Raw genomic sequence first — 23374 nt, 5'->3', positions numbered from 1 at the left:
AACAGTGCAAGACGAGGGTTCGATGTCGCAGAGCGACCAGGCCGACAGGCCGACGCAGGAAGAGGCAATCGCCGCTATTGATGAGTTGATCGCTGAGGGCCAGCTTCAGGAGGCCGAAGAGGCCATTGAGCAGGCGCTGGAGACCTACGGAAGCGACGACACCTTGCTGGTGTTGCGCGCGGAACTGGCGCTGGAGGGCGGTGACGCCCAGGAGTGTGTGTTTGCCGTTCAGGACGCGCTCAAGCGCGTGGAGAGCGACGAGGCGCGCGCGCAGCTCTTGGCGTTTGAGGGTTATGCCCACTATGAGGCGGACGCGTTTGAAGAGGCGCGCGCGGCGTTTAACGCGGCGGTGCGTGCCGACGGGGAGCTGTGGACGGCGGTGGTGGGCCGGGCGATGGTGCACGAGTCGCTGGGCTTCTTCCGGGCGTCTCTGCTTGATGTGGCGCGCGCCATTGAACTCGATGGTGAGGAGGCGCAGCCCTACGCGATCCGCGGCAACATCATGCTTTCCAGCGGCAATGTGGCGCAGGCCGAGCCGGACTTCCGCAAGGCCGTGGAGCTGGAGCCGGGCGATGAGGAGTCGCGCCTGACGCTGGCGCGCATTCTCTCGCTGGCCAAGAAGTCTTCGGAGGCCATTGAGGTGCTGGAGCCCCTGGTCGATGCGGGCGAAGATCCCGATCTGATCGCGCCTGCCGCGCTCCTGCGCAGCCAGCTCTCGCTGACCCTGGGAAGCACCGCGGCGGCCAGCGAAGATGCGCAGCGCGCCATTGAGCTCTGGCCCGATAAGCCCTGGGGCTACCTGCAGCTTGCGGCCTGCCACCTGACCGCTGCACAGGGCGAGGACGCCATCGTCGCGCTGAAGACCGCCGAGGACCTCGCCGGCGATATTCGCGACGTGCCGGACATCTACGCGCTGCGGGCTTCGGCTTACGACATGCTGGAGAAGCCCGAGAAGGCCCTCGCGCTGCGCGAGGAGGCCGAGGGCAGCCCGCGCCTTCCGAGTGTGGTTTATGGCGAGGTGCTCAACCCGGTGCGCAACATCCCGATCAACCCCAATAAGCCCATTGACGTGCGCGGGTTGCTCTCGGAGCTCTTCGGGCACCCGAGCAAAGCGCCGGCCGGTTACGAGAAGGCGATCCGCGATGTGGTGGACCGCCTCCCCGAGATCGTGGCGCAGAACCCCGGGGTGGGGCGCATTCAGATTGAACTTCCGCAGGTTGAGGGCATGAGCGGTCCGCCGCGCAGCCTGATTGTGCAGGTCAATCAGCCCCAGCAGGGGCAGGCGCCGAAGTCGGAGGCCTGATGAGCGACGTGATGGAAGATGTGCTCTTTGAGGGCGACGCGCTCAAAGTGACGCTGCGGGTCGACGCCGAGGGTCAGGCCAGCGTGCTGCTGGAGAGCGCGCCCGGCGGTCCGGACCTCTCGGTCGAAGATGAGGTCATCGTGGTCGGCAACGGCCAGGGCTGCCCCCTTGAGGTGCAGAGCCCGCAGCGCGCCGTGGCCGAGCTGGGATCGGAAGACCAGCTCGCCACGGGCACCTACGCGCTTATGGTGCGGGTGCATGAGTTTTTTGAAGGCTGGGAGTTCGGCGAGGGCTGAGCGACGTTGGTCTGAAAAGCGATGTAGGTTCTCGAACGCGAGGCCTGTCAGCGGCGCACCACCACCGCGACGGTCTCGCGTTTTTCTTCGGCCCAGCGCTCTTTGTACTCCATGTCGGTGCCCAGGTCGTAGTGGGCGACGCCCTCATCGCAGAGACGCTCAATCATCGCCAACTGCGCGAGACTTCCCGGTGAGACGTCGCGGAAGTCGTCGTGGTAGCTCATCTGCAGGCCGCGGAAGGTGTTGTTGAAGACTCCGCCGAAGCAGTAGGCGATGTCGACGCCGTCGAGGGTCACAAAGAGAAAGCGCAGGGCGTCGCGGCGAGCGAGCCTGGGGAGCATGTCGCGGTAAAAGACCTTCATGGGGCCGTCGATGATGCCGGTGTCGGCCTCTCCCTTCCAGCTGAGGCGCTCCAGCTCCAGGGCGCGGTCGAGCAGGGCATGGGCCTGGGCGTCGGGCTCAATGCTGTGGTGGTACTCCAGGGTGAGGCCGCGCTCGTCGGCGCGACGCTGGATGCGACGCAGGTTGGCGCGAAACTTCGAGGTGCGCCGGCGCATAAAGCCCTCGATGCCCTCCTCCAGGCTGGCCACTCGCCGCACCGAGGAGGGGCCGAGCCCCAGCGAGTAGTGGCGGCGAAAGCCCAGGATCAGATGATCAAAATGCAGGGAGTCGGGAACAATTCCGGAGAGAAAGAGGATGTTCCAGGCGGGCATCTGGCCGCGCGCCTGCTCGATGAAGTCGGCGACAAGACCCTCGACATCGGCTCCGGCGAAAGGGCAGGCCAGCGCCCAGCTCGCCTCCAGCGGGTGGAGGTAGGTGCCCAGGCTGTGGTCACTTCCCACGCCCAGGGCCACAAAGCCCTTCTCACATTCGCGTGCCCAGAGGGTGTGGGCCGGCAAAAACGCTCGCCAGGCCGGCAGAATCCAGAACGACGACGAGCAGAAGTGGTCAATCTGCGGTGTCGCGGCGATAGCAGCGTCGAACTCATCGGCGCGCTGCTCCAGCTCTTCGGCGGTGATCTCACGCATCTCGACCTCTTGACTTTCAGTGAGCCCCTCTCTAAAGCTAAGCCGGTTGTGCACCGAGCCAAAGCTCACCGATTGCGATCGGTGCAAGTCTCCTCCAAAGAACGGGGAAGTTCCATGGATTTGAGCCGGGCGAAGTATATTTTGCCAAATATGTTCACCCTCTCGAGCATCGTCGCCGGGATGTATAGCATCCAGCTCTCGACGACGGCCACCGGGGTCCAGGAGATGACGCTGGCCGCCTGGCTGGTGATGGTCTCGATGGTGTGCGACACCTGCGATGGGCGCGTGGCGCGGCTGACGCGCACCGAGAGTGAGTTCGGGGTGCAGCTCGACAGCCTGGCCGACGCGATCAGCTTCGGGGTGGCGCCGGCGTTCCTGCTGTATAACTGGGGGTTGAGCGAGCTGGGGCTTACCGGGCTTCTGCTGGCGAGCGCGTATACGGCGGGCACGGTGCTGCGCCTGGCGCGTTTTAATGTGATGGCCAATCAGAGCGAGGGGCCGGCGCGCTATTTTCTGGGGCTTCCTTCGCCGCTGGCTGCCGGGATGGTGGCGTCTCTGGTGCTGGCGCACGTCTCGTTCAGCGGTCAGATCGCCACCGGGGCCTCTGAGAGTGTGGCGGCGGTGGCGCTTTTGCTGGGCGGCCTGATGGTGAGCAACGTGCGCTACCGCACGTTCAAAGACGTGAAGTTCCGCGGCCCGGCGGCGCTGGTGCTCGTGCTGACGCTTGCCGCGGTCACCGCGCTGGCGGTGGTCTATGAGGCCGGAGTGGCGCTGGTGGCGGTGACTGCGGTCTACATCGTGGTGGGGCTCTGCGGCGGTCTTCTGGACCTGGGGCGCAATGTGCTCGGCGGAACTGGCGAGGACGATGAAGATGAGGTGATGTTGCAGGATCTGCGCGACAGCGAGCGCTGAGGCGCGGCGGTTTTGCAAGGATTGGCAGCAAGGTTGAATAAGGCGGCGTGTCCCGGAATCGGGACGCGCCGTTTTTCGTGACGGGTAACGCGTGAAGATGGTTGCTCTGCCCCCCTGCACATGCGCTATCGTAGCGGCCAAACCTGCGAGCCGATGACCTGATAGGAAGGCGATGAAGATGATGACGATCGATGGGATGTGGCGCGTCTGCGCGGCGGCGATGGTGGTGGGGATGTGTGCGGTGGGGTGCAGCGATGACCCGGAGCCGAGCGATACGCCCGATGTTGAGGAGGATGCCGGCGACGACGCCAGCGATGGCGGGGATGCGGGCGACGTGGGCGATCCGGGGAGCTGGGCGTGTTCGGGCGAGCCCTGTGTGATTGAGGATCCGTACCTGCCGGTGCCGCAGCAAGAAGGCGTCGATCCGCAGGGGAGCGCCGCTCCTGAAGACGCACCCGGAGCGGGGGAGGCTCGGCTCTGGCGTGTGGGTGAGGAGGGCACCGGCTTCTCGGGCATCTGGAGCCACTGCCGCCAGGGCGATTATATTCTTGGTAACGCCGAGGTCCGCGTCTGCATCCAGGGGGTCAGCACCAACCGCTATGAGACCTTCACCGGCGGCAAGCTCGTCGATGCGCAGCGCGTCGACCAGAGCGGCGAAGACGTGCTCGACATGGTCATGACTCTGGTCGAGTTTGGCACCGCCACCGCCGATAAGGTCGAGGTGGTGCGCGACGGAAGTGACGGTGGGGTGGCCGTGCTACGCGTCACCGGCGCCGATGTGGAGCTTGCGCATCTGGCGGGTGTGCTCGGTCAGCGCTTCGGCGCGCGGGTGGGGCTGGAGGTGATCACCGAGTATCGGTTGGCGCCGGACGCCACCCACGTGGAGATCGTGACCTTTGCGCGCTCCGCCGGGGAACGCGTCGTCTCGCAGCAGCTCGGGAGTTGGTTGGCCTACGGCGACCGCGCACGCCCCTGGACGCCCGACAAGGGCTTTGGCGTGGGACGCGGCGCGATGCCCTGGATCGCCGGGGTGGGGGCCGGTCGAAGCTTCGGGCTGGTCTTTGAAGAGAGCGCCTCGCCACTGGGGGTGGCCTCCAGCCAGGACATCCCCTGGGCGGAGATGCGCATCTTCAGCGGTCAGGTCCCGCGGGACGAGCCCACCGTGGTGCGGCACTTCTTTGTGGTCGGCGACGGCACGTTGGATTCAGTGCGCCAACAGGCCGCCGAACTTCGCGGAGAAGAGCCGGGCTGGCAGGAGGTTTCCTTAAGCGTGGTCGACGCCGGCGGCGCACCGGTTAAAGGCGTCGAGATTTACATCACCTCCGGCGAAGACGCCGTGACGATGGTGACGACCGACACCGCCGGTCAGGCCATCGCACTTCTTGATGAGGGCGCAAGTTTTAGCGCCGAGCTGCGCGACTTTGCCGGGCCGCTCACCCTCTCGCGCACCTTTGAGGTCGATGGCGAAGACGTTGTGTTTGAGGTCAGCGAGGTCGGCGCGATCGCGCTCGAAGTTCGCGATGAGACGACCGGCGGGCTGCTGCCGGCGAGAGCGCGTTTTGTGGGCGATGGCGCCGACTTCACCCTCTATGTCGAAGACGGCACCTTGAACTCAGCGGTGCCGGCGGGCACCTACCAGCTCGTGCTCACCCGGGGCTCGGAGTACGACGCCACGGTGCTCGATGTGGAGATCGTGGCCGGAGAGACCGCCGAGTACAACGCCACGCTGTTGCACGGCGTGGACACCGAAGGCTGGATCAGCGCGGACTTCCACCAGCATATGGAGCCGAGCATCGACAGCGTCGTGCATGTGCGCGACCGCGTCCTGGAGAACGTCACCCAGGGGCTGGAGCTTGTTGTGCCTACCGACCATGAGGTGGTGACGGACCTGAGCGGTGTCATCGCCGAGATGGGCCTGGGCGACTACGTCTCGACCTTCCCCGGGCTGGAGATCTCCCCGATCTACTCGCACTTCAACCTCTACCCCTTCCCCTACAACCCGGATCGCCGCGGTCGCGGCTCCATTGAGCTCGCCTATGAGGATGAGACCGACGGGCAGGTCTACTTCCGCCGGATGCCCGAGATCGTGGAGATCGCGCGTCAGCTCGAGAACCCGCCCCTGGTGCAGATGAATCACCCGCGCAATGGCTCGGGGATGTTCAACCACGTGCGCTACGATCCGGAGCTTGGGCCCGACGCGGTGACCCATGAAGATTTTGTGGCCGACGTGGACGCGGTAGAGGTGATCAACCGCTTTGACGATGTCTGCCAGGTGCTCGCCGACTGGAGCGGGTTGCTCAACAGCGGGCGGCGGGTCACCGGGCTGGGGAACTCGGACAGCCACAGCGCCAACGGGGAGGCGGGCGTGCCGCGCAACTTCCTGCGCATCGACGCCGCCCCCGGTGAGATCGAGGCCGATGAGGCCCGCGCGGCCGTGCTGGCGCAGCGTGTGACGGTGGGCTCGCACGCCTTTATCGACTTCACCGACGGGAAGATGCCCGGCGATGAGATTGCGGCCGCAAGCGGTGAGACGGTCAGCTTTGGCGTGCGCGTGCAGACCCCGGACTGGTCGCAGGTTGAGCGCATGTTTGTGATCGTCAACGGTTCGGTCGTGGAGACCCTTGAGCGCAGCGCGGAAGCCGGCGCGCGCGTCGACTTCGAGGAGACGATCGAGCTGAGCTTTGAGGAAGACTCCTGGGTGGTCTTCTGGATTGATGGCCCCTCGCCCTCCGGGGCGGTGCGTTACGGGGAGCGTACGCTGGGCTTTATCAACCCGGTCTATGTGAAGGTCAGCGGTGAAGACGCCTGGCAGGCGCCGGGTCCGCGCGCGCTGGACCTAGCGGCGATCAACACCGGCTACTGCGAAGAGTGAAGGCGGGCGCGTGTCGCCCGGGTGATGGTTTGATGGTGTCTCGCTGCGCGAGTTGTGGATGTTGCAGAAGGTCAAAGAACAGGTCGACGGTGCGCTCATCGAGACGATCCGACAGGACGTCTGGGAGCGCATCCGCACGATGGATGCCGGGCAGAATGGCTACGGCTATGACCCCTTCGGGTTTGAGCCGGAGTTTCTCAAGTATGTGGCGCCGCCGGCCATCGCGCTTTACCGCCACTACTTTCGGGTGGAGACGTTCGGGATTGAGAACATCCCGGAGTCCGGTCCGGTGCTGCTGGTGGCCAACCACACCGGGCAGATCCCGCTCGACGGGATGATGATCGCCACCGCCGCGCTCATCGACCGTACGCCGCCCCGGATGGTGCGCAGCATGGTGGAGCGTTGGGTGCCTTCGCTTCCCTTTATCTCCAAGATCTTTGCGCGCGCCGGGCAGGTGGTGGGCACCCGCGAGAACGCGCGCATTTTGCTGCGGCGCGGGGGCTGCATCCTCGTCTTTCCGGAGGGGCAGCGCGGCATTAACAAGACCTACGACAAGGCTTACCAGCTTCAGGAGTTCGGGCTGGGCTTTATGCGCCTGGCGCTGGCCACGGGCACGCCCATTGTGCCGGTGAGCGTGGTGGGGGCCGAGGAGCAGATGCCGACGATTTACGATGTGAAGTCGCTGGCGAAGCTGCTCGGCATGCCGGCGTTCCCGATCACCCCGACCTGGCCGCTGCTGGGGCCGCTGGGGGCGTTGCCGCTGCCGGTGAAGTATCGCATCTACTTTGGGGAGCCGCTTCGTTTTGAGGGCGATCCGGATGAGGAAGATCGGGTGGTGGGCGGCCATGTTGAGCGCGTTCGCGAGGCCATCAGCCAGATGATCGAGCGCGGGCTTGAGGAGCGTCGGGGGGTGTTCTTTTGAAGCAGCGCAGCCGACGCCCGCGCAAGGAGCGGGTCCTTATTACGGGGATCGGTGGCAACCTGGGCCGAGCGGTCGCGCGACGGCTGCATCGCCGCTTTGAGGTGGTGGGCATCGACCGTCGGTCGGTTCGCCATATGCCCAAGGATGTCGATATTGAGCAGGTCGATATTCGCCGACGGCGGGTGGAAGATGTGTTTCGGCGCCAGCGCCTCGACGCGGTGGTGCACCTCAACATCATGCATGATCCGCGCAGTCGTCAGGACGAACATCACCAGTTTAACATCGTGGGCACCCAGAAGATCTTCGAGCTCTGCGCGGAGCATCGCGTGCCCAAGGTGGTGGTGCTCTCCAGCGCGGATGTCTACGGCCCGGATCCGCGCAACGACCAGTTCTTGAAAGAAGACGCCGCGTTGATGGGCGGGCAGAAGTTCGAGGCGATTCGCGACCTGATCGCGCTCGATATGTTCTGCAACACCTTCTTCTGGCGGCATCCCGAGATTGAGACGGTGATTTTGCGTCCGGTTCATATTGTGGGACGTGTGAATAATGCGCCCAGCCGCTATCTACGCCTGGAGCGGCCGCCGACGATCATGGGGTTCGATCCGATGGTGCAGCTGATCCACGTGGAGGATGTGGTCAGCGCCATTGAAAAGGCGCTCACGCCGGGCATCCGCGGGGTCTTTAACCTTGCGGGGCCCTCGCCGGTGCCCCTCTCGTTTATTCTGGAGAGGCTGGGGCGTGAGCCGCGCCCGATGCCCGAGCCGTTGTTAAAGATGATGTTGAGCACGGCGTGGTCGCTGAAAATCAGCGACTGGCCGGTGCCCGAGCTCGACCATATCAAGTACGTCTGCATGGTCGATGATAGCCTGGCGCGCAACCAGCTGGGCTTTGCGCCCTCGCATGACCTGGAGTCCATTCTGCACGAGCTTCGGCCGGGGCAGAGGCCCTGAGTTCGCGGCGCGTTGGGCTGCGTCTGATCCCACTAGCGGGGGGAGCGGCGCCGGGGAGTGGTAGGCCCGTGGTCATCGTTTCGTTGCGAGTCGCCTGATGTCGTACATAGGCCTACATTTCTTTACGGGACATGGCGAATTCGCCTCTCTATAGTCTTTCGCAATGATGCCGGTTTCGTCGGTCTTCAAGACACGACCCGAACGGGGGACGTAATGACGCGACGAGCAGTGATGTGTGTCGTAGCGCGCCAGGAGATGTCATCTTCTTGTTTTTTGCGCGAGGGGCCTGACGTTCAGGCAACACACAGAGCGCAGATCATCATGGCGAGTGCGGTGCAGGTTCGCAGATAGACGTGGATGGGGGCTGCAATGTGGCGAGGCGAGTAGCGATGAATCTCGAGAAAGACGTTTATACGACGTTTGAGGCGGCCAAGATCTGCAACGCCAACATCACCTCGATCAAGAACTGGATCGAGCAGGGCGAGCTTCGCGCGTTTCGCACCCCCGGGGGGCACTTTCGCATTGAGCGACAGGTGCTTGATGACTTTCTCTCCCGCCACCGCATGCCCAACCCCTTTGCGCGGCAACGTCAGCGGCGCGTGTTGGTCGTGCACTCCGACGCGGGATTGGAGGCGCGGGTTCGGGCGCGTTTTGGCGACGAGCTGGACTACGACGCCAGCGGGGACGCGGTCGACGCGCTGCTGAAGATCGGGCAGTGGCAGCCCGATGTGGCCGTGCTCGACAGCGACCTTCAGGGGCTTGATGTGCACGCGTTATGCAAAAGGGTGAGCGAGCACGACGAGCTGCAGGGGATGATGATGGTTGTGATCTGTGGCGATGACGCCGTCGAGGCGATGAACCTTCGCGGGGCCGGGGCACGCTGGGTGGTCGCGCGTAGTGAGGGGGAAGACGCGGTGATGGAGGCGCTGCGACGCGCGCTGCTCTAGCCGCGAAAGGCTCGTTGAGAATGGAAAAAGCCCGCGACCTCGTCTCAGGTCGCGGGCTTTTTTACGTCAGCTACGTCTGCCCCGAAGTGGCGACGTGGTCAGATGCGGCGGGCCTTGATGGTGATGGCGTCGCCGGCGACGTCGTCGCTGACGATCTCAAATCCGGCGCGCTCCAGGCGTTTGTGCAGCTCGTCGCGGGAGAACCAGTGGAAGCGCGTGGGGATCTCGGCGACGCGCTTGGCAAAGCGGCGCAGCATGCCTTCGCCCAGGATAAAGGTGCCGATCACGCAGATGCCGCCGGGCTCCAGGATGCGCGCGAAGTTGCGCAGGGCCTCGTCGATGTCGTTGAGCAGGTGCAACGTGCCAGCGCAGTGCAGGCGGTTGAATGAGGCGCGGCTCACCGGGATGCGGGTGGCGTCGCCGCGGATCAAGAAGACGCGGCCGTCGAGGTTTTCGCGGCGGATGTTGCGTCGGGCGGTCTCGAGCATGGGCCAGGAGAGGTCCATGCCGACGACCAGGGGAAGATCGCCGCCGGTCTCGCGGGTCTCGGCCAGGCCGATGCGCTGGGCGAAGTAGCGGGTGAAGTTGCCCGTGCCGCATCCCACATCGATCAGGCGCGTCTCGGCGCCGAAGTCGAGGTAGTCGGCGGCCAGGCGGTATTCTTCACGCATGGTGCGCTCGCTGACCACGCCGGTGAGACGCGGGCGCATGATCTCTTCGTAGAACTGGGCGTAGAATTTGGTCTCCATCAACTTCTGGGTGACCGAGCGATCCGGGGCGTGCGGCGGCGCCAGGTCGGCCACGTCGTCCTGGAGGTTGAACTGACGCTGGCAGGCCTCACAGGTGATGGTGGTCAGGCTGACTTCGAAGGTGTCATGGCCGCAGGCCGGGCAGCGGAGCGTGCTGATGAAGCGCTCGCGAAGCGAGGGCATCGCTTTGGTGCTGGCTGCTTTTTTAGGAGCGCCAGCTTTGCCGATGGCACCTGTGTCGGCGGGGCTGGTTTTGACGCTTTCACTGGAGGACTTCGCTGCGGAGCTCTCTTTGGCGGCCTCAGCGGGCGGTGTGCTCTCGGAGACAGGGGCTTTGGCGGGGGCCGGTGTTTTGGTCTTCGCTTTTTTGGGCTTCTCGCTCTTTGTCGGCTTTTTCTCGGCTGGGCTTTTCTTCGTCGCGGACTTTCTGGTGGCGCTGGCGTTGACGTTGGCGCGTGATGGCGAGGGCGCAACCTCGCGGTCGACCAGGCGCTGGACGCTGCTCAGGATCGTCGCGGCTTTTTTGGCGCCGACGCCGTTGAGCTCGGTCAGCCCGCCCTCGCGGGCCAGGTTGAGGAGCGCCGAAAGATCGCGCACGCCGTGGTCGGAGTAGAGCTCTTCTGCCAGCGCAGGACCTACGAAGCGCACGCGGGTCAGCTCATTGAGGACGTCTTCTTTTTTCTTGGCCATGGGTCAAAACCTTTGCGTCGATCCAGCTCATCAGCAAGTCAATCGGGCGATGTGGTCGCGCCGGGCTCAGCCAGCACGCGGCCGGCCGGGGAGGGGCATCACCCTTATACGTCGGCATACGGCGCAGAAGCATAACTCCCGGTCGCTATAAGACAAGGTAGTGACGCGTTGCGTCAAGTGCAGCCGACCCGAGCATGGGGAGTGTTTAACGTTCGCGGGGCGAGGTGCGGCTCAAAAGAGGTTGGAGGTGCTCTTCAATCAGGGCGTCGCAGTCTTCCAGGGTCATGGCGCGCACCCAGATGTTCTGGGGGTAGATCGCGACGGTGCCGCCGTTGACGTGGCACCAGCCCAGGCACTCGGTTCGCGTGATCCAGATGCGGGAGAGCATGTCGTGCGCTTCGATCCAGGCGCGCAACTTCTGGTAGATGGCCTCGGCGTCACCGCTGGCGCAGCAGGGCAGCGCCGAGTTGTGGCGTTGGTTGACGCAGACCAGCAGGTGGGCGAGGCAGAATGAGGTGTCGACAGGCTTCATGGCGAACAACGAGGTCGAGATCAGGCATCGGGGCGGCGCGCGCGAGCGACGCGGTCATGGCCGGCCAGATCGGGTAGAATCGCAATCTCCTCAAAACCGGCGTCTTCTAAGAGCGCGGTGACCGCCGACCCCTGGCGGTATCCGATCTCGAGGAGGAGGAAGGCGCCCGGCTTAAGCGCATTGAAACTCGCCGGGATCAGGCGCCGTAGAATGTCGAGGCCGTCCTCCCCGGAGAAGAGGGCGCCCTCAGGCTCAAAGTCGCGCACATCGCGCATGAGCTGCTCGCGCTCGGTGGTGCCGATATAAGGCGGGTTGCTCACCAGCATATCCAGAGAGCGCCACTCGGCCGGCAGCGCATCGAGCAGATCGCCCTGGAAGAACGACACGCGATCGGAAAGGTCCAGGGCGTCGGCGTTTTCTTTTGCGAGCTCAAGGGTGGGGGCGGCCTGGTCGGTGGCGGCGAGGTCCAGATCGGGGCGCTCAGTGGCCAGCGCGAGCGCGATGGCGCCGGTGCCGGTTCCAATGTCGGCGACGCGCAGGCGTGTACTCTCGTCGGCTGTGGGGAGCACTTTGAGCGCGGCCTCCACCAGCGTCTCGGTGTCGGGGCGGGGGATGAGCGCGCGGGCGTCGGTCTTGAGCGTGATGCTCCAGAAGTCGCGCTCACCAATGATATACGCGACGGGCTCGCCGGTGGCGCGGCGTTTGATCATGGCGCGGTAGGTGGCCAGCTCGCTCTCGATGAGCGGGCGATCAAACTGGGCGTAGAGCTGAATGCGCGGCAGATCCAGCGCGTAGGAGAGCAGCACCTCGGCGTCGACCCGCGGTGAGTCGACGCCGCGCTCGCCAAGGAAGTCGGTGGTCCAGCGTAAGATCTTGAGGATGGTCCAGGGAGGGCCGAGCTTCTCGGAGGTGCTCATAGGATGCTATCGCGCAGAGGAGGGGGTGAAACCCGAAAGGGCGAGTCGAATGAGGCCCTCCTGATAGTCGAGATCGGCGCGGCTGAAAAGGCCGAGAGCTTGACGCGATGATGCCCCGGGCTTAAGGTTCGCCCGGATCGGTGCGCCTGAGGTGCGCCCAACCTGGAGCGCACGCGGCCCCTGCGACGCGGCCGGATGTGTTGCGATTCCCCGAATTTTTTAAGTTACGATCGTCTTACGATCTTTTGAAGGAGTACGTATGGCTCGCGTTACCGTTGAAGACTGCCTTGAGCATATTGAAAACCGCTTCGCGCTCGTGATGCTCGCGACGCAGCGCGCGCGCGAGTTGCGCCGCAGCAACGACCGCATCTTCCCCTCGTCGAACAAAGAGGCGGTGCACTCGCTGCGGGAGATCGGCGCCGGCTTTGTGCGTTTTGATGAGAAGAGCAAGCGCAAGCTCTCCAAGGCGCTGGGCCACGACGAGCTGGCCGCCGAGCAGGCCGAGAAAGGCTGAGTTTGCGTCGCGGCGAGCGCCATTGATTTAGCGCTCGCCGCGATGGGATGAGGCCGCGGGCGTTCAGGCTTTGCCGGTGTCTTTGCCGGGGAGCCCGCCGAGCAGGCGCCAGTCGTCGACGTCGAGCTCGCTTCCGCGCATGAAACGAAGCAGGAGGCGCTCATGGTCGGGCTGGCGACGCTGAGAGAGCAGGCGAAAGGCGTCGACCACGCTGTCAAAGCAGCGGGTGAGCTCGTCGAAGATGATGTGAAAGGCGCCGCCCGGTTGTTTGTAGGCCATCAGCTCGCCTAAGCGGCTGTAGGCGACGCGACCCATGTCGCGGTAGTAGCCGGACTTGACGGGCGTGCGATCCAGGCGCTCTTCGAAGAAGCCGCAGGAGAAGAGGCTCGCATCGCCCAGGCGCCGGTAGGCGTCGATGCGGCGCTCGCCAGCGGCGCTCATGGCCTCGCCGAGGATGAAGGCGGCGGGTTTGTCGAAGCCGATGGCCTGGGCGCTCTCGGCGGTGCTGCGTGCGTAGCCTTCGAGGAGGTGGACCAGGTAGGTCTGGGTCTCGTCGGCGGTGGTGAGCTCGAGGGCGTCGAAGGCTTGAGCGAGCTCGGCGCGGAAGTAATGGAGCAGGTTAGCGACCTGTTGGATGTTCGGCGAATCCGTCATGCGATACCTCCCGGACTCAAAAGTGGTGCCGGGGCAGCGCGATACGACGCCGCCCGGCGTGATCGTCGGTCCCCCGGCGGATAGACAAGCATAGCGCGAGGTGGAGGCGGTGGCACGAAAAAGGTCGCAAGGTCGCGTCGTTGCGACTTTTTTGAGCATGGTGGTGCTGAGCGTTGTGGCGATGGTAATGGCCTCGCCGGCGGCGGCGCAGCCCTCGGAGCCGGCCCGCAGCGTGGCCTGGCGCTTTGATGGCGAGGCCACCGAGGCGGTGATCGAGGGGGTGGCGCAGGCGCTTTCGACGGAGCGTTCGCGGCATCTTTTAACCCCGGAGGACGTGGAGGCGCGGGTTCGTGCGCAGGTTCGACCCTGGCCGAGCTGTGCGCTGGGGGTGGAGCCCTGCGGATCGGCCACGGCGCTGGCGATGGACGCGCTGGGGGTGGAGCTCCTGGTGCGGGTGGAGGTCGTGCGTCAGGCGCGTCAGTTGGAAGTTAACTACGAGATTGTGGACTGGCGAGGGGCGCAGGTCTCAAGCGGCAGCCTGGCGGAGCGAGAGGGGCGAGCGGCGGGCTTTGAGCTTGTGCGCGAACTTTTTGATGCCTCCGGGGTGATCTCGGTGGAGAGCGAGCCAGACGGAGCGCAGGTGTGGCTTGATGGCGAGGTGGTCGGTCAGACGCCCTGGAGCGGTCAGCGGGCGGTGGGCCGCTACGCGTATCGTCTGGCGCTGGAGGGGTACGAGCGCGTCGATGGTGAGGTGGAGGTTGGCAGTGGCGAGGCGGTTCGTCTGAGCGAGTCGCTGGAGGAGCTCCCCGGGAGGTTGCGGGTACTGGGGGCGCCGGATAACGCGGAGATCTGGATTCAGGACGCCCCGATGGGGCGCGCCGCCGAGCTGTTAGAGCTGCCTGCCGGGCGCTACGCCGTGGAGGTACGCGCCGAGGGGTATGAGCCGCTGACCCAGGTGGTCGATGTGGCGCCGGCGCGGCTGACCGAGACGACGGTGACGATGACCAACCCGAGCAGCCTGCTGCGCGAGATCGATGTGGCGGCGCTGGTGGCCAACCGCCTGCAGGTCAGCGCCGGGGTGGAGCTGGGTTTTCATCGCAGCGCGCCGCGGCAGACCCGCGGGGATCTTGAGGGGTTGGAGTACAGTTTTGAAGGGTGGCGTGAGGAGGGTCAGCTGGAGGCGCGATCTCGGCGCACGCTGGGGGCGGGAGGGCTTCGCCTCGACGCGATCTGGGAGGGGGAGCAGCTGGGGTTGACGCTGCTCTCGCTGAGTTATGCCGGTGGGGGCGTGAACGAGGAGGCTGAGCTGTGGACGCGGCCGGGCGGTGGGAGCGTGGTGGCCCAGGTGGAGCGACGGGAGCTTATCTCGCTTCGACCTCTGCAGCTTCGCTTCCGCTTCATCTGGCAAAACCTCGTCCCGCACGTGGAGGCGGGCCTGGGCGTGAACTGGGAGCGGCTGCGGGCGTGGCCAGCCGGCAGCGAGGCGTCTGTGATCCTCTCTCAGGCGCGCGCGTTCTGGTCGCTGGGAGCCGGGGTTCGTTACCACTTCGACCCGCGCTGGTCGGTCGGTGTCAGCTACCGCACCGAGATCTACCTGGGACGTGAGCAGGGCGCGCAGCACCTCTTTGGCGTGATGGTCGGGGTGGGCATTCCGCAGATCCCGGGCCTGAGCCCCCAACCCCCGGAGCAGCTATGAGCATCAGACGATGGATGTCACTGGCGAGCGCGTCGTGGGTGGGCGTGTGCCTTGTGGCGACGAGCCCGGCGCTGGCTCAGGAGCCGGGGAGTGAGGCGGAGGAGGGGCGCGTCTCCGAGGTGGTTGATGATGCGCAAGTTCCTGATCTTAAAGGGGAATCTGTCGAGGGTGGTGAGCGCTCGGCGGCCTATGACGCGATCCTTGCTCAGGGGACCGATGCCTATAATGGGGGCGACTATGAGACGGCTCGCCAGCGCTTTATCGAGGCGGCGCAGGTGCTCCCGGAGCGGGCGCAGGCCTATCGCAATCTGGCGCGCGCGAACTTCTGGATGGAGCGCTACGCCGAGGCGACCCATCACTATGATCACTATCTGAGGCTGGCGCCGCAGGCCGCCGACGCCGAGCAGGTGCGCTCGGAGCGCCGCATGGCCGCGACCCAGGCCGGCGGCGAGGGCTATGTGGTGCCCGGTTCGCAGCGTCAGGCGTTGGAGGCGCTGGAGCGGGAGCTCAATCGCGGGCAGGCGTTGACGGCGTCGGGGGGCGGGGCCTACGGGCTCTACCGCACGGTGTTACGCATGGGGTATGCGGCCCCGGAGCTTGGCAGCGTGCAGGCTCGCCTGGCGCAGCGTCTGCTCGATGAGCATGACGCGCGACTTCTGGGAGAGGCCTCCGGGCTTGTTCCTACGCTGACCCAGACGGACTGGGCGGTGCAGCGAGAGCGGCTGCAGCTGGCCTCGGAGCTGACGGGCGATGCGCTCGTGGCCGATATGGTGGAGCGGCGGCTGATGGTGGTGGAGGCGGCCGAAGCGCTGGTGGACGGGCGCTATGAGCGGGCAGCAAGGCGTGCGGGTGAGGCCGCCGAGGCCAACCCCGACCTGCGATTTGTGGGCTGGTATCGGGTGGCAGCGCTGGCCGCCGGCGCTCAGCCTGCCGAGGCGCTCACCGCGCTGGATCGCTTTCGCGCGCAGGCCGGCTGGGATGAGGCCACCGACGCGCGCGCCGGCGTGCTTCGCGCTCAGCTTTTGCAGGCGCTGGGGCGCTATGAGGAGGCCGCCCGCGAGCTGGAGGCGGCGCTGCGTTGAGGCCGGTGAAAATCGGATTGACCCCCCGGGGGCTGTGTATACGTTCAGCCCGACGAAATGGACCCAGAAAGGGCCGGCGCTTTCGTGCCGGCCCCTTGTGTAGGAGGTCAGACCATGTTTTTCGATCCTGTTTATCTCGTGATTCTCGGTGTGGGTTTTGTGCTGAGCATGGGGGCGCAGGCCTGGGTGAAGTCGGCGTTCAGCACGTGGAGCCAAGTGCCCACCAGCCGGGGGCTGACCGGCCAGCAGATCGCCCAGGCGATCCTCGATGCGCGGGGCATTCGCGATGTGGGCATTGAGCCGGTGCAGGGGATGTTGTCCGACCATTACGACCCGAGCGCGAAGATGCTTCGCTTGAGCCCGGATATCTACAACGGGCGCTCGGTGGCGGCGGCTGGCATCGCCGCCCATGAGGTGGGCCACGCCATCCAGCATCAGGAGGGCTACGCGATGATGAAGTTGCGCCAGAAGATGGTGCCGGTGGCCAACATCGGCACCAACCTGGGGCTGTGGATCACCATCGCCGGGATCGTCATCGGCATCAGCGGCCTGGCGACCGTGGGTATTGTGCTCTTTGGCGGGGCGGTGGCGTTTACGCTGGTGACCCTGCCGGTGGAGTTTGATGCGTCGGCGCGCGCAAAGCGGGTGCTCAATGAGCAGGGCTTTGTCACCGGGGAGGAGGCGCGCGGGGTGGCCAAGGTGCTTAATGCCGCGGCGGCGACCTATGTGGCCGCGGCTGTGGCGGCGGTGCTGCAGCTGCTCTACTGGGCCTGGCGGGCCGGACTTCTCGGCGGGCGGCGCTGAGGCATATGAACCTTAGAAAAGGCTCGGGGAAGGCGGATGCGGCGAACGTTTTTTAAGGCGCTCTGTCATGCGTCTTCTCGGAGAAGATTGGCGATCAGCCTGTCGAAACCCATGATCCGAAGTTCAGGAGATGCTCCCGAGCTTCGGATTTTTTGTGCGAGGTCCGGGGGCGATAAGAAGAGTCGGTGGGAACAACCGGAGCGCGGCGATGGTGGTCTTTGCCGGGGGTTGGTGTTAGGAGAGCGAAGCCATCGGTCTTTTGCGCAGGAGCAACACGTGTTTTCGATTCATGATCTCGGGGTGATGTACGGCGCCCGCACCCTCTTTAAAGGTGCGACGGTGGCCTTTGATGGGGGCTCGCGCTACGGCATCGTCGGCGCCAACGGGGCCGGAAAATCCACGCTTCTGCGGGTGATCTCCGGCCAGGAGGAGCCGACCTCGGGCGATGTCGCCATCCCCAAAGACAAACGCGTGGGCGTCTTGCGCCAGAATCACTTTGAGTTCGACGACGTGCCCATCCTCGATGTGGTGATGATGGGTGTGCCCGAGCTCTGGGCGGCGATGGTGGAGAAGGAGGCGATGCTCGCAAAAGCCGCCGAAGATCCCGAAGCCTTCGATGTGGAGCGCTTTGGCGATCTGGAAGACGTGGTGATGGCCTTTGATGGCTATGCCATGGAGTCGAAGGCCTCCGATATTCTGGAGGGGCTTAACATCCCCACCGAGAAGCATCGTGAGCCGCTCTCGTCGTTGAGCGGGGGCTACAAGCTGCGGGTGCTGCTGGCGCAGACGCTGGCGGGCAACCCCGACATTCTGCTGCTCGACGAGCCGACCAACCACCTCGACATCGTCTCGATCGCCTGGCTGGAGCGCTTTTTAAGCGACTATACCGGGTGTGTGGTGGTGGTCTCGCACGACCATCAGTTCCTCAACACGATCTGCACCCACATCATCGACGTCGATTACGAGCGGGTGCTGGTCTACAAGGGCAATTACGAGCGCTTTGAGAAGGCCAAGGTCGAAGACCGGGATCGCCAGGAGGCCAAGATTGCCAAGCAGCAGGCCTTCATCGCCGAGCAGGAGGCGTTTATTAAGCGCTTTAAGGCCAAGGCTTCCAAGGCGCGTCAGGCTCAGAGCCGCGTCAAGCAGGTTGAAAAGGAAAAGATGGAGGTCGAGGAGCTTCCGCAGAGCTCGCGCATGTACCCCACGTTTAACTTCAAGGCCGCGCGCGACACCGGCAAAGAGGTGTTGAGGGTGGAGGGCGTGACGCGCTCTTTTGAGGAGCGCCGGGTGCTCAACGATGTGAGTTTCAGCATCAACCGCGGCGATCGGGTGGCGATTGTGGGGCCGAACGGCATCGGTAAGTCCACGCTCTTAAAGCTGGCGATGGGCGAGCTTAAGCCCGACTGTGGCGAGATCGAATGGGGGCATGCGGTGGAGCCGGGGTATTTTTCGCAGGACCTGGCCGAGCTCAAAGGCTCCGCGGAGAGCACGCTTCACGACTGGCTTTGGAGCCACTTCCCCGACAAGCCCAACGGCTTTATTCGCGGCAAACTCGCTGAAGTTCTCTTTGGCAAAGACGATATTGAGAAGCGCGTCGGCGCGCTCTCCGGCGGAGAGAAAGCGCGCCTGGCCTTTGCGCGTCTGGGGGTTGCCGAGCCCACGGTGCTGGTGCTCGATGAGCCGACCAACCATCTCGATCTTGAGGGCATCGACTCGCTGGCCAGGGGGCTGGAGGCCTACCCGAACACGGTTCTTTTTGTGTCCCACGATCGCTGGTTTGTGCAGCGGCTGGCCACGCGCGTGATCGAGATCACGCCGGAGGGGGTCAATGACTTCCAGGGGGGCTACGCGGAGTTTTTAAGGTGGCGAGAGGGCGCCGACCACCTCGATCGGAGCGAAGTGGCCGGCGCCGGGCGCTGAGTGCGCTGCCGCGACACCCGGGGGGAGGTCACTTCTTCTTGCGTCGCGGGCGCATCAGGCCTTCCTGCGCGGTGGAGGCGACGAGTTCGCCTTTCTGGTTGAACATGCGTCCGCGCACAAGCCCCCGGCCCCCGCTGGCGGAAGGGCTCTCCACGTGGTGCAAAAGCCAGTCGTCGAAGCGGAAGGGGCGGTGGAACCACATCGCGTGGTCGAGGCTTGCGACCTGCATCGAGGGCATCAGCCAGGAGACGCCGTGGGGGTACATCGCGGTGGCCAGGAAGTTGAAGTCGGAGGCGTAGGCGGCCATCGACTGGTGGATGCCCGGGGTGTCGGGGAGGGTGCCTGCGGATTTGTACCAGGCCGCGCTCTGGGGCTCGCGGATGGTGGGCTTGAGGTAGTTCATCGGGCGCACCGGCCGAATCTCAATGGGGGAGTCGGCGGTAAAGCGCTCGCGCAGCGGTGAGGGGATCTCATCGGCGATGCGGCGGCTGAGCTCGACCTGGGAGAGGAGCCCTTCGGGGCCCTTGACGTCGGGCATCTCATCCTGGTGGTCGTAGCCCGGCTGCGCTTTCTGAAAGGATGCGGACATGCTGAAGATGGGGCGACCGTGCTGAATCGCGACGACGCGCCGGGTGGTGAAACTTCCGCCATCGCGGATGCGATCGACGTCGTAGACGATGGGGGTGTTGACGTCGCCCAGCAGCAGAAAGTAGCCGTGCAGCGAGTGCACGTAGCGATCTTCGGGCACGGTCTGCGTGGCCGCAGACAGGGCCTGGCCCAGCACCTGCCCGCCAAAAACCTGGCCCCAGCCCAGATCCTGGGAGTGGCCGCGGAAGAGGTTGACTTCGATGCGCTCTAAGGCGAGCAGATCGACGAGTTGTTGAAGGACTTCGGTCATACGTTTCTCGGGAGGATGGGGGGGCGAGTTTGAAAAAAGACAGGCATATCGTGAATACTAAGCGCCCGCGTACGTCTCGCGTGCACACCAGGTGTGTGCCGAAGCGCTGGCATCCTTCCACGCCCCCACAGGTGGTTCAAGTGCGGTGCGATGAAGCGATGAGCAAGGCATCCTCGCTGCGGCGCGGGGGGCGGGTGTAAGGTGGGGGCGATAGGTTAGAAGACACGTCAATGAGCGGTAAGGACCGCAGCGCGAGCGAGGCCGGCAGGGCCGGCCCGCGCGCCTGTTTTATGGAGAAGATACCATGTCGATGCGAATGTGGATGGGCCAGGGTGTACTGGCTGCAGCGCTGGCGCTGGTTGCGCTCAGCGGCTGCTCCGAGGCGGCTGAGGAAGACGCCGCCGGGCAAGTCACGCAGGCGTCCAGCGCCTGCGTGGTGGAGAGCTGCCAGGCACCGACGCCTTATTTTAATCAAGATCTCTGCGCATGCGCGCCCTGTGAGACCAACGCACATTGCCCGGGAAGCGCGACCTGCGACGCGGCCGGTCAGTGCGTGGCGACGCTGGAGTGTGAATCTCCGGCAGATTGCGGCGATGGCGAGGTCTGTGAGGCCGGGGCCTGCCGTGAGGGCAATGACACCGACGGCGTACTTTACGCTGGCGAGCCTGAGCCGGAGACCTGCGATCCGAATGATGCCGCGACCTGCGAGCCTGGCGAGGTGTGCAATCCGGACACGCTGACCTGTGAGGTTGCCGGCTCCCTCTGTACCGAGACCGCCTGTCACCCCGAGCTAACCTGCGGCTCATTGGGGCTGTGCGAGGGATGCACCGACGGCGTAGATCCGCGGTGCCCCAATGGAAGTTTCTGCTTTGGCGGCATCTGCCTGCAGCTCTGAGGAGGAGACCATGATGAGCAAACGATTTGTGATGGTGATGATGGTCTCGCTGATGGCAGCGGCCTGTAGCGATGATTCTGAGAATCGTCGCAGCCCGGACGCCTGGGATCTCAATGACGATGTGTCGGTGGAAGATGATACTGGCGATACGGGCGACGCGGGTGATGACCTCGACGCGGATGAGCCTGACGCCGATGAGCCTGACGCCGATGAGCCCGATGCGGATGAGCCTGACGCCGATGAGCCTGACTCCGATGAGCCTGACGCCGATGAGCCCGATGCGGATGAGCCTGACGCGGATGAGCCTGACGCCGATGAGCCCGATGCTGATGAGCCCGACGCCGATGAGCCCGACGCGGATGAGCCTGACGCGGATGAGCCTGACGCGGATGAGCCTGACGCGGATGAACCTGATGCGGATGAACCTGACGCGGATGAGCCTGACGCGGATGAGCCCGACGCCGATGAACCCGATGCGGATGAGCCCGAGACCTGCGTCGAGATCTGGACGGATGGCGCGCCGGCAGGCGGCGATATCGACTTTGGAGAGCTGGCGAGTGCGACGACGGTGGACTTTGAAGTTCGCCTGTGTGACGGAGCCGAGCCCACGCGCGTGGATTCGCTGGAGGTGGAAGGCGACGCCTACACTCTGACGATCGGCAGCGTCAGCGGCTGGCCGGCACGCATCGAAGAGGGGCGTACGCTGAGCTTCTCGGTGACCTTTGACCCGTATGAAGCGGACTTAAGTGGCGAGCTCGTGGTCGGTGTGATCGACGCTCCCGGTGAGTTCCGTTTCGGGCTCAGCGGTGCGCTTCAAGCGCTCTCGCCGGATTGCCCGGTGGTGACGCCTGTGGGGGCGCCGAGCTTTACGGCCGTGGAGTCCGCAAACCCGACCGAGGCCACCGGTGGGCTCTTCGATTTGAATGTGGACGGACCCTACGCCGAGGCGCGTTTCAGCGTGCAGTGGTTCGTGGTGGAGACACCGAGCGGGGCGACAACCCCGGTGTTTTATGACCGCAGCGATGAGGCGCCGACCCGGGTGCAGCTCGCGGAGCTGGGAAGCTACGTCATCGGGCTGAAACTTCATGATGAGCAGCTCGACCTGGCCTGTGCTCCTGAGATGTTGCCGGTGGACGTCATTGAGAGCCCCTTCGGGGCGAACGACGCGGTGATCACGCTGACCTGGGAGAACCCTAACGTGCCTGTGCCTGGCAATGGTGTGGGCACCGATATGGACATCTACCTCTGCCATGAGGACGGGCAGCTCGACGGGGTCGGGAGCGCCGCCCCCTGGTGTGTGTTCTGGAGAGAGCTGGAGCAGGTCTGGCATGACGGCCGCGTTGCGCTGGTCATCGATGATCTCTACGGAGAGACCGGAGAGATGATCAGCCAGGAGACCGCGCTGCCGGGCTTCTCGTATCGGGTGGGCGTGCATTATTACAATGATCAGGCCTACGGGAACTCGACGGCGACCGTGACACTCTATCAGCGCGGCGTTGAGGCGCACTCGCAGAGCCGTTCGCTGGTGAACAACAACTTCTGGCGACCCTTTGACTACGGCCCCTCCTTTGGTGTGGCGCCGGTCGACTCGGTGCAGATGGGCGTGCCGACGCTGCCCTGAGTTTGACGAGAATGGCCGGGCGCTGGTCGAAAACGCCCAGCTGGCTTAAGTTGCAAAGCCGCGCCCGCTGAAGCGGGCGCGGTTTTTTTGATGAGGTGGCCTGATAGAGCGGCAACGCTGTGGGATGAGGAGAGAGCGATGAGTGAGCGGTTTCTGGCGCATACCGGGGCGCGTGTCCCGGTGATCTGCGGGGCGATGTACCCCTGCTCCAACCCGGAGCTTGTGGGGGCGGTGGTGGCCGCCGGGGCGGTGGCGGTGGTGCAGCCCCTCTCGATTGCGTTTGCGCACCGGCTCGATCTCCGCCAGTCCTTGCGGGAGATTCAGGCGAAGAACCAGGGCGGGGCGGTGGGGTTTAACGCGCTGGTGGAGAAGTCCTCGAAGATCTACGAGGAGCGCATGCGCAAGTGGATCGACATCGCGCTGGAAGAAGGCGTGCGTTTCTTTGTGACGGCGCTGGGCAACCCGGACTGGGTGGTCGAGAAGGTGCACGCGGTCGGCGGGGTGGTCTACCACGATGTGACTGAGCGCAAGTGGGCGCTTAAGGCGCTGGAGGCCGGTGTCGACGGGTTGATCTGCGTCAACGGTCGGGCCGGCGGGCACGCCGGCAGTAAGGACGCCGGCGAGCTCTATGAGGAGCTCAGCGATCTGGGCGTGCCGCTGGTGATGGCCGGCGGGGTGGGCGGGCCCGAGGGTTTTGTGCAGGCGCTGGAGCAGGGCTATGAGGCGGTGCAGCTGGGCACGCGCTTTATTGCGACCGAGGAATGCAGCGCGCACGTCGACTACAAGCAGGCCATCGTCAACGCGGGCAAAGAAGACATCGTACTGACTCGTCGCATCTCCGGGGTGCCCGTCTCGGTGATTCGCACCCCCTTTGTGGAGCGGGTGGGCACGGAGGTGGGGCCGATCGCGCGGCGACTTCTGCAGAGCCCGCGCTTTAAGCACTGGGTGCGCAGTTATTATGCGGCGCGTTCGGTGTGGTCGCTTGGCCGGGGCGCCACGCGTGATGGGGGCTACAACGATTACTGGCAGGCCGGAAAGAGCGTCGACGTCATTGAGGGCGTGCGCCCGGCGGCCGAGGTGGTAGCGGAGTTTGAGGCCGCGTTTGAGGGCTATCGCAAGGCTGCGGGCTAAGGCTGCTTCAGAGTTGATGAGGTGCGTTGAAACGAGAGGGG

General features: G+C 65.0%; 21 protein-coding genes. 15 read left to right on the top strand and 6 right to left on the bottom strand.

Annotated features, from left to right (window positions below):
* Positions 1 to 22: 22 nt before the first annotated feature.
* Together FRC96_RS21440 and FRC96_RS21435 are read left to right on the top strand one after the other, a co-directional pair.
* Positions 23 to 1303, top strand: a complete 1281-nt coding sequence (locus FRC96_RS21440; RefSeq protein WP_146977596.1) for a tetratricopeptide repeat protein — start codon at positions 23 to 25, stop codon at positions 1301 to 1303.
* Entirely contained in the window at positions 1303 to 1599 is a 297-nt protein-coding gene (locus tag FRC96_RS21435) for a hypothetical protein (protein WP_146977595.1), read from the top strand. Before FRC96_RS21440 ends, FRC96_RS21435 begins: the two co-directional genes overlap by 1 nt.
* 47 nt (positions 1600 to 1646) lie before the next feature.
* Here the strand turns inward: FRC96_RS21435 and FRC96_RS21430 are convergent, their stop codons facing one another.
* The gene (locus FRC96_RS21430; protein ID WP_146977594.1) at positions 1647 to 2627 is read right to left on the bottom strand and encodes a GNAT family N-acetyltransferase; all 981 of its coding nucleotides are present in this window, start codon (positions 2625 to 2627) and stop codon (positions 1647 to 1649) included.
* Between the two features lie 114 nt (positions 2628 to 2741).
* Here FRC96_RS21430 and pssA point away from each other — a divergent pair, with 114 nt between their 5' ends.
* The 5 genes from pssA to FRC96_RS21405 all read left to right on the top strand — a co-directional run bounded on the left by pssA (position 2742) and on the right by FRC96_RS21405 (position 9230).
* Complete coding sequence (gene pssA / locus FRC96_RS22545) at positions 2742 to 3539, top strand: CDP-diacylglycerol--serine O-phosphatidyltransferase (RefSeq protein WP_230470555.1); 798 nt, start codon at positions 2742 to 2744, stop codon at positions 3537 to 3539.
* 178 nt (positions 3540 to 3717) lie between these two features.
* The gene (locus FRC96_RS21420; protein ID WP_146977593.1) at positions 3718 to 6411 is read left to right on the top strand and encodes a CehA/McbA family metallohydrolase; all 2694 of its coding nucleotides are present in this window, start codon (positions 3718 to 3720) and stop codon (positions 6409 to 6411) included.
* Between the two features lie 58 nt (positions 6412 to 6469).
* Positions 6470 to 7333 (top strand): lysophospholipid acyltransferase family protein, encoded by an 864-nt coding sequence (locus FRC96_RS21415; RefSeq protein WP_146977592.1) that lies wholly within the window; start codon positions 6470 to 6472, stop codon positions 7331 to 7333.
* Entirely contained in the window at positions 7330 to 8283 is a 954-nt protein-coding gene (locus FRC96_RS21410; protein ID WP_146977591.1) for an SDR family oxidoreductase, read from the top strand. Before FRC96_RS21415 ends, FRC96_RS21410 begins: the two co-directional genes overlap by 4 nt.
* A 389-nt stretch (positions 8284 to 8672) precedes the next feature.
* Entirely contained in the window at positions 8673 to 9230 is a 558-nt protein-coding gene (locus FRC96_RS21405) for a helix-turn-helix domain-containing protein (RefSeq protein WP_146977590.1), read from the top strand.
* A 98-nt stretch (positions 9231 to 9328) separates the two neighbouring features.
* Here the strand turns inward: FRC96_RS21405 and FRC96_RS21400 are convergent, their stop codons facing one another.
* The 3 genes from FRC96_RS21400 to prmC form a co-directional block, all read right to left on the bottom strand.
* Positions 9329 to 10669 (bottom strand): methyltransferase domain-containing protein, encoded by a 1341-nt coding sequence (locus FRC96_RS21400; protein WP_146977589.1) that lies wholly within the window; start codon positions 10667 to 10669, stop codon positions 9329 to 9331.
* A 205-nt stretch (positions 10670 to 10874) separates the two neighbouring features.
* Positions 10875 to 11201: a (2Fe-2S) ferredoxin domain-containing protein gene (locus FRC96_RS21395; RefSeq protein WP_146977588.1), complete on the bottom strand. Its 327-nt coding sequence runs from the start codon at positions 11199 to 11201 to the stop codon at positions 10875 to 10877.
* 20 nt (positions 11202 to 11221) lie between these two features.
* Complete coding sequence (gene prmC, locus FRC96_RS21390; protein ID WP_146977587.1) at positions 11222 to 12118, bottom strand: peptide chain release factor N(5)-glutamine methyltransferase; 897 nt, start codon at positions 12116 to 12118, stop codon at positions 11222 to 11224.
* Positions 12119 to 12377: 259 nt separating this feature from the next.
* Between prmC and rpoZ the strand changes: the two genes are divergently transcribed.
* Positions 12378 to 12632 (top strand): DNA-directed RNA polymerase subunit omega, encoded by a 255-nt coding sequence (gene rpoZ / locus FRC96_RS21385; RefSeq protein ID WP_115605144.1) that lies wholly within the window; start codon positions 12378 to 12380, stop codon positions 12630 to 12632.
* Positions 12633 to 12695: 63 nt separating this feature from the next.
* Here rpoZ and FRC96_RS21380 read toward each other — a convergent pair whose 3' ends face one another.
* Entirely contained in the window at positions 12696 to 13286 is a 591-nt protein-coding gene (locus FRC96_RS21380) for a hypothetical protein (RefSeq protein ID WP_146977586.1), read from the bottom strand.
* 157 nt (positions 13287 to 13443) lie between these two features.
* On the opposite strand from FRC96_RS21380, the gene FRC96_RS21375 reads away from it, so the two are divergent.
* The 4 genes from FRC96_RS21375 to abc-f all read left to right on the top strand — a co-directional run bounded on the left by FRC96_RS21375 (position 13444) and on the right by abc-f (position 18788).
* Entirely contained in the window at positions 13444 to 14982 is a 1539-nt protein-coding gene (locus tag FRC96_RS21375) for a PEGA domain-containing protein (RefSeq protein ID WP_230470562.1), read from the top strand.
* Positions 14979 to 16064 (top strand): hypothetical protein, encoded by a 1086-nt coding sequence (locus FRC96_RS21370; RefSeq protein ID WP_146977584.1) that lies wholly within the window; start codon positions 14979 to 14981, stop codon positions 16062 to 16064. The genes FRC96_RS21375 and FRC96_RS21370 overlap by 4 nt, the downstream gene beginning before the upstream one ends.
* A gap of 114 nt (positions 16065 to 16178) precedes the next feature.
* On the top strand, positions 16179 to 16868 hold the full coding sequence (locus FRC96_RS21365) for a zinc metallopeptidase (protein ID WP_146977583.1): 690 nt from the start codon (positions 16179 to 16181) through the stop codon (positions 16866 to 16868).
* A 276-nt stretch (positions 16869 to 17144) separates the two neighbouring features.
* On the top strand, positions 17145 to 18788 hold the full coding sequence (abc-f, locus tag FRC96_RS21360; RefSeq protein WP_230470554.1) for a ribosomal protection-like ABC-F family protein: 1644 nt from the start codon (positions 17145 to 17147) through the stop codon (positions 18786 to 18788).
* Positions 18789 to 18816: 28 nt separating this feature from the next.
* On the opposite strand, the gene tesB is transcribed toward abc-f, so the two are convergent.
* Positions 18817 to 19686, bottom strand: a complete 870-nt coding sequence (gene tesB / locus FRC96_RS21355) for an acyl-CoA thioesterase II (protein WP_146977581.1) — start codon at positions 19684 to 19686, stop codon at positions 18817 to 18819.
* Between the two features lie 304 nt (positions 19687 to 19990).
* Between tesB and FRC96_RS21350 the strand changes: the two genes are divergently transcribed.
* The 3 genes from FRC96_RS21350 (at position 19991) to FRC96_RS21340 (ending at position 23333) form a co-directional block, all read left to right on the top strand.
* Positions 19991 to 20581 (top strand): hypothetical protein, encoded by a 591-nt coding sequence (locus FRC96_RS21350; RefSeq protein WP_146977580.1) that lies wholly within the window; start codon positions 19991 to 19993, stop codon positions 20579 to 20581.
* A gap of 10 nt (positions 20582 to 20591) precedes the next feature.
* Complete coding sequence (locus FRC96_RS22540) at positions 20592 to 22202, top strand: hypothetical protein (RefSeq protein ID WP_230470553.1); 1611 nt, start codon at positions 20592 to 20594, stop codon at positions 22200 to 22202.
* Positions 22203 to 22340: 138 nt separating this feature from the next.
* Positions 22341 to 23333, top strand: coding sequence for an NAD(P)H-dependent flavin oxidoreductase (locus FRC96_RS21340; protein ID WP_146977579.1), 993 nt, complete (start codon positions 22341 to 22343; stop codon positions 23331 to 23333).
* Positions 23334 to 23374: the final 41 nt, after the last annotated feature.

Origin of the sequence: Lujinxingia vulgaris, assembly GCF_007997005.1 — a bacterium.
GTDB lineage: Bacteria > Myxococcota_A > Bradymonadia > Bradymonadales > Bradymonadaceae > Lujinxingia.
This window is presented reverse-complemented; position numbering and strand designations above follow the sequence as displayed.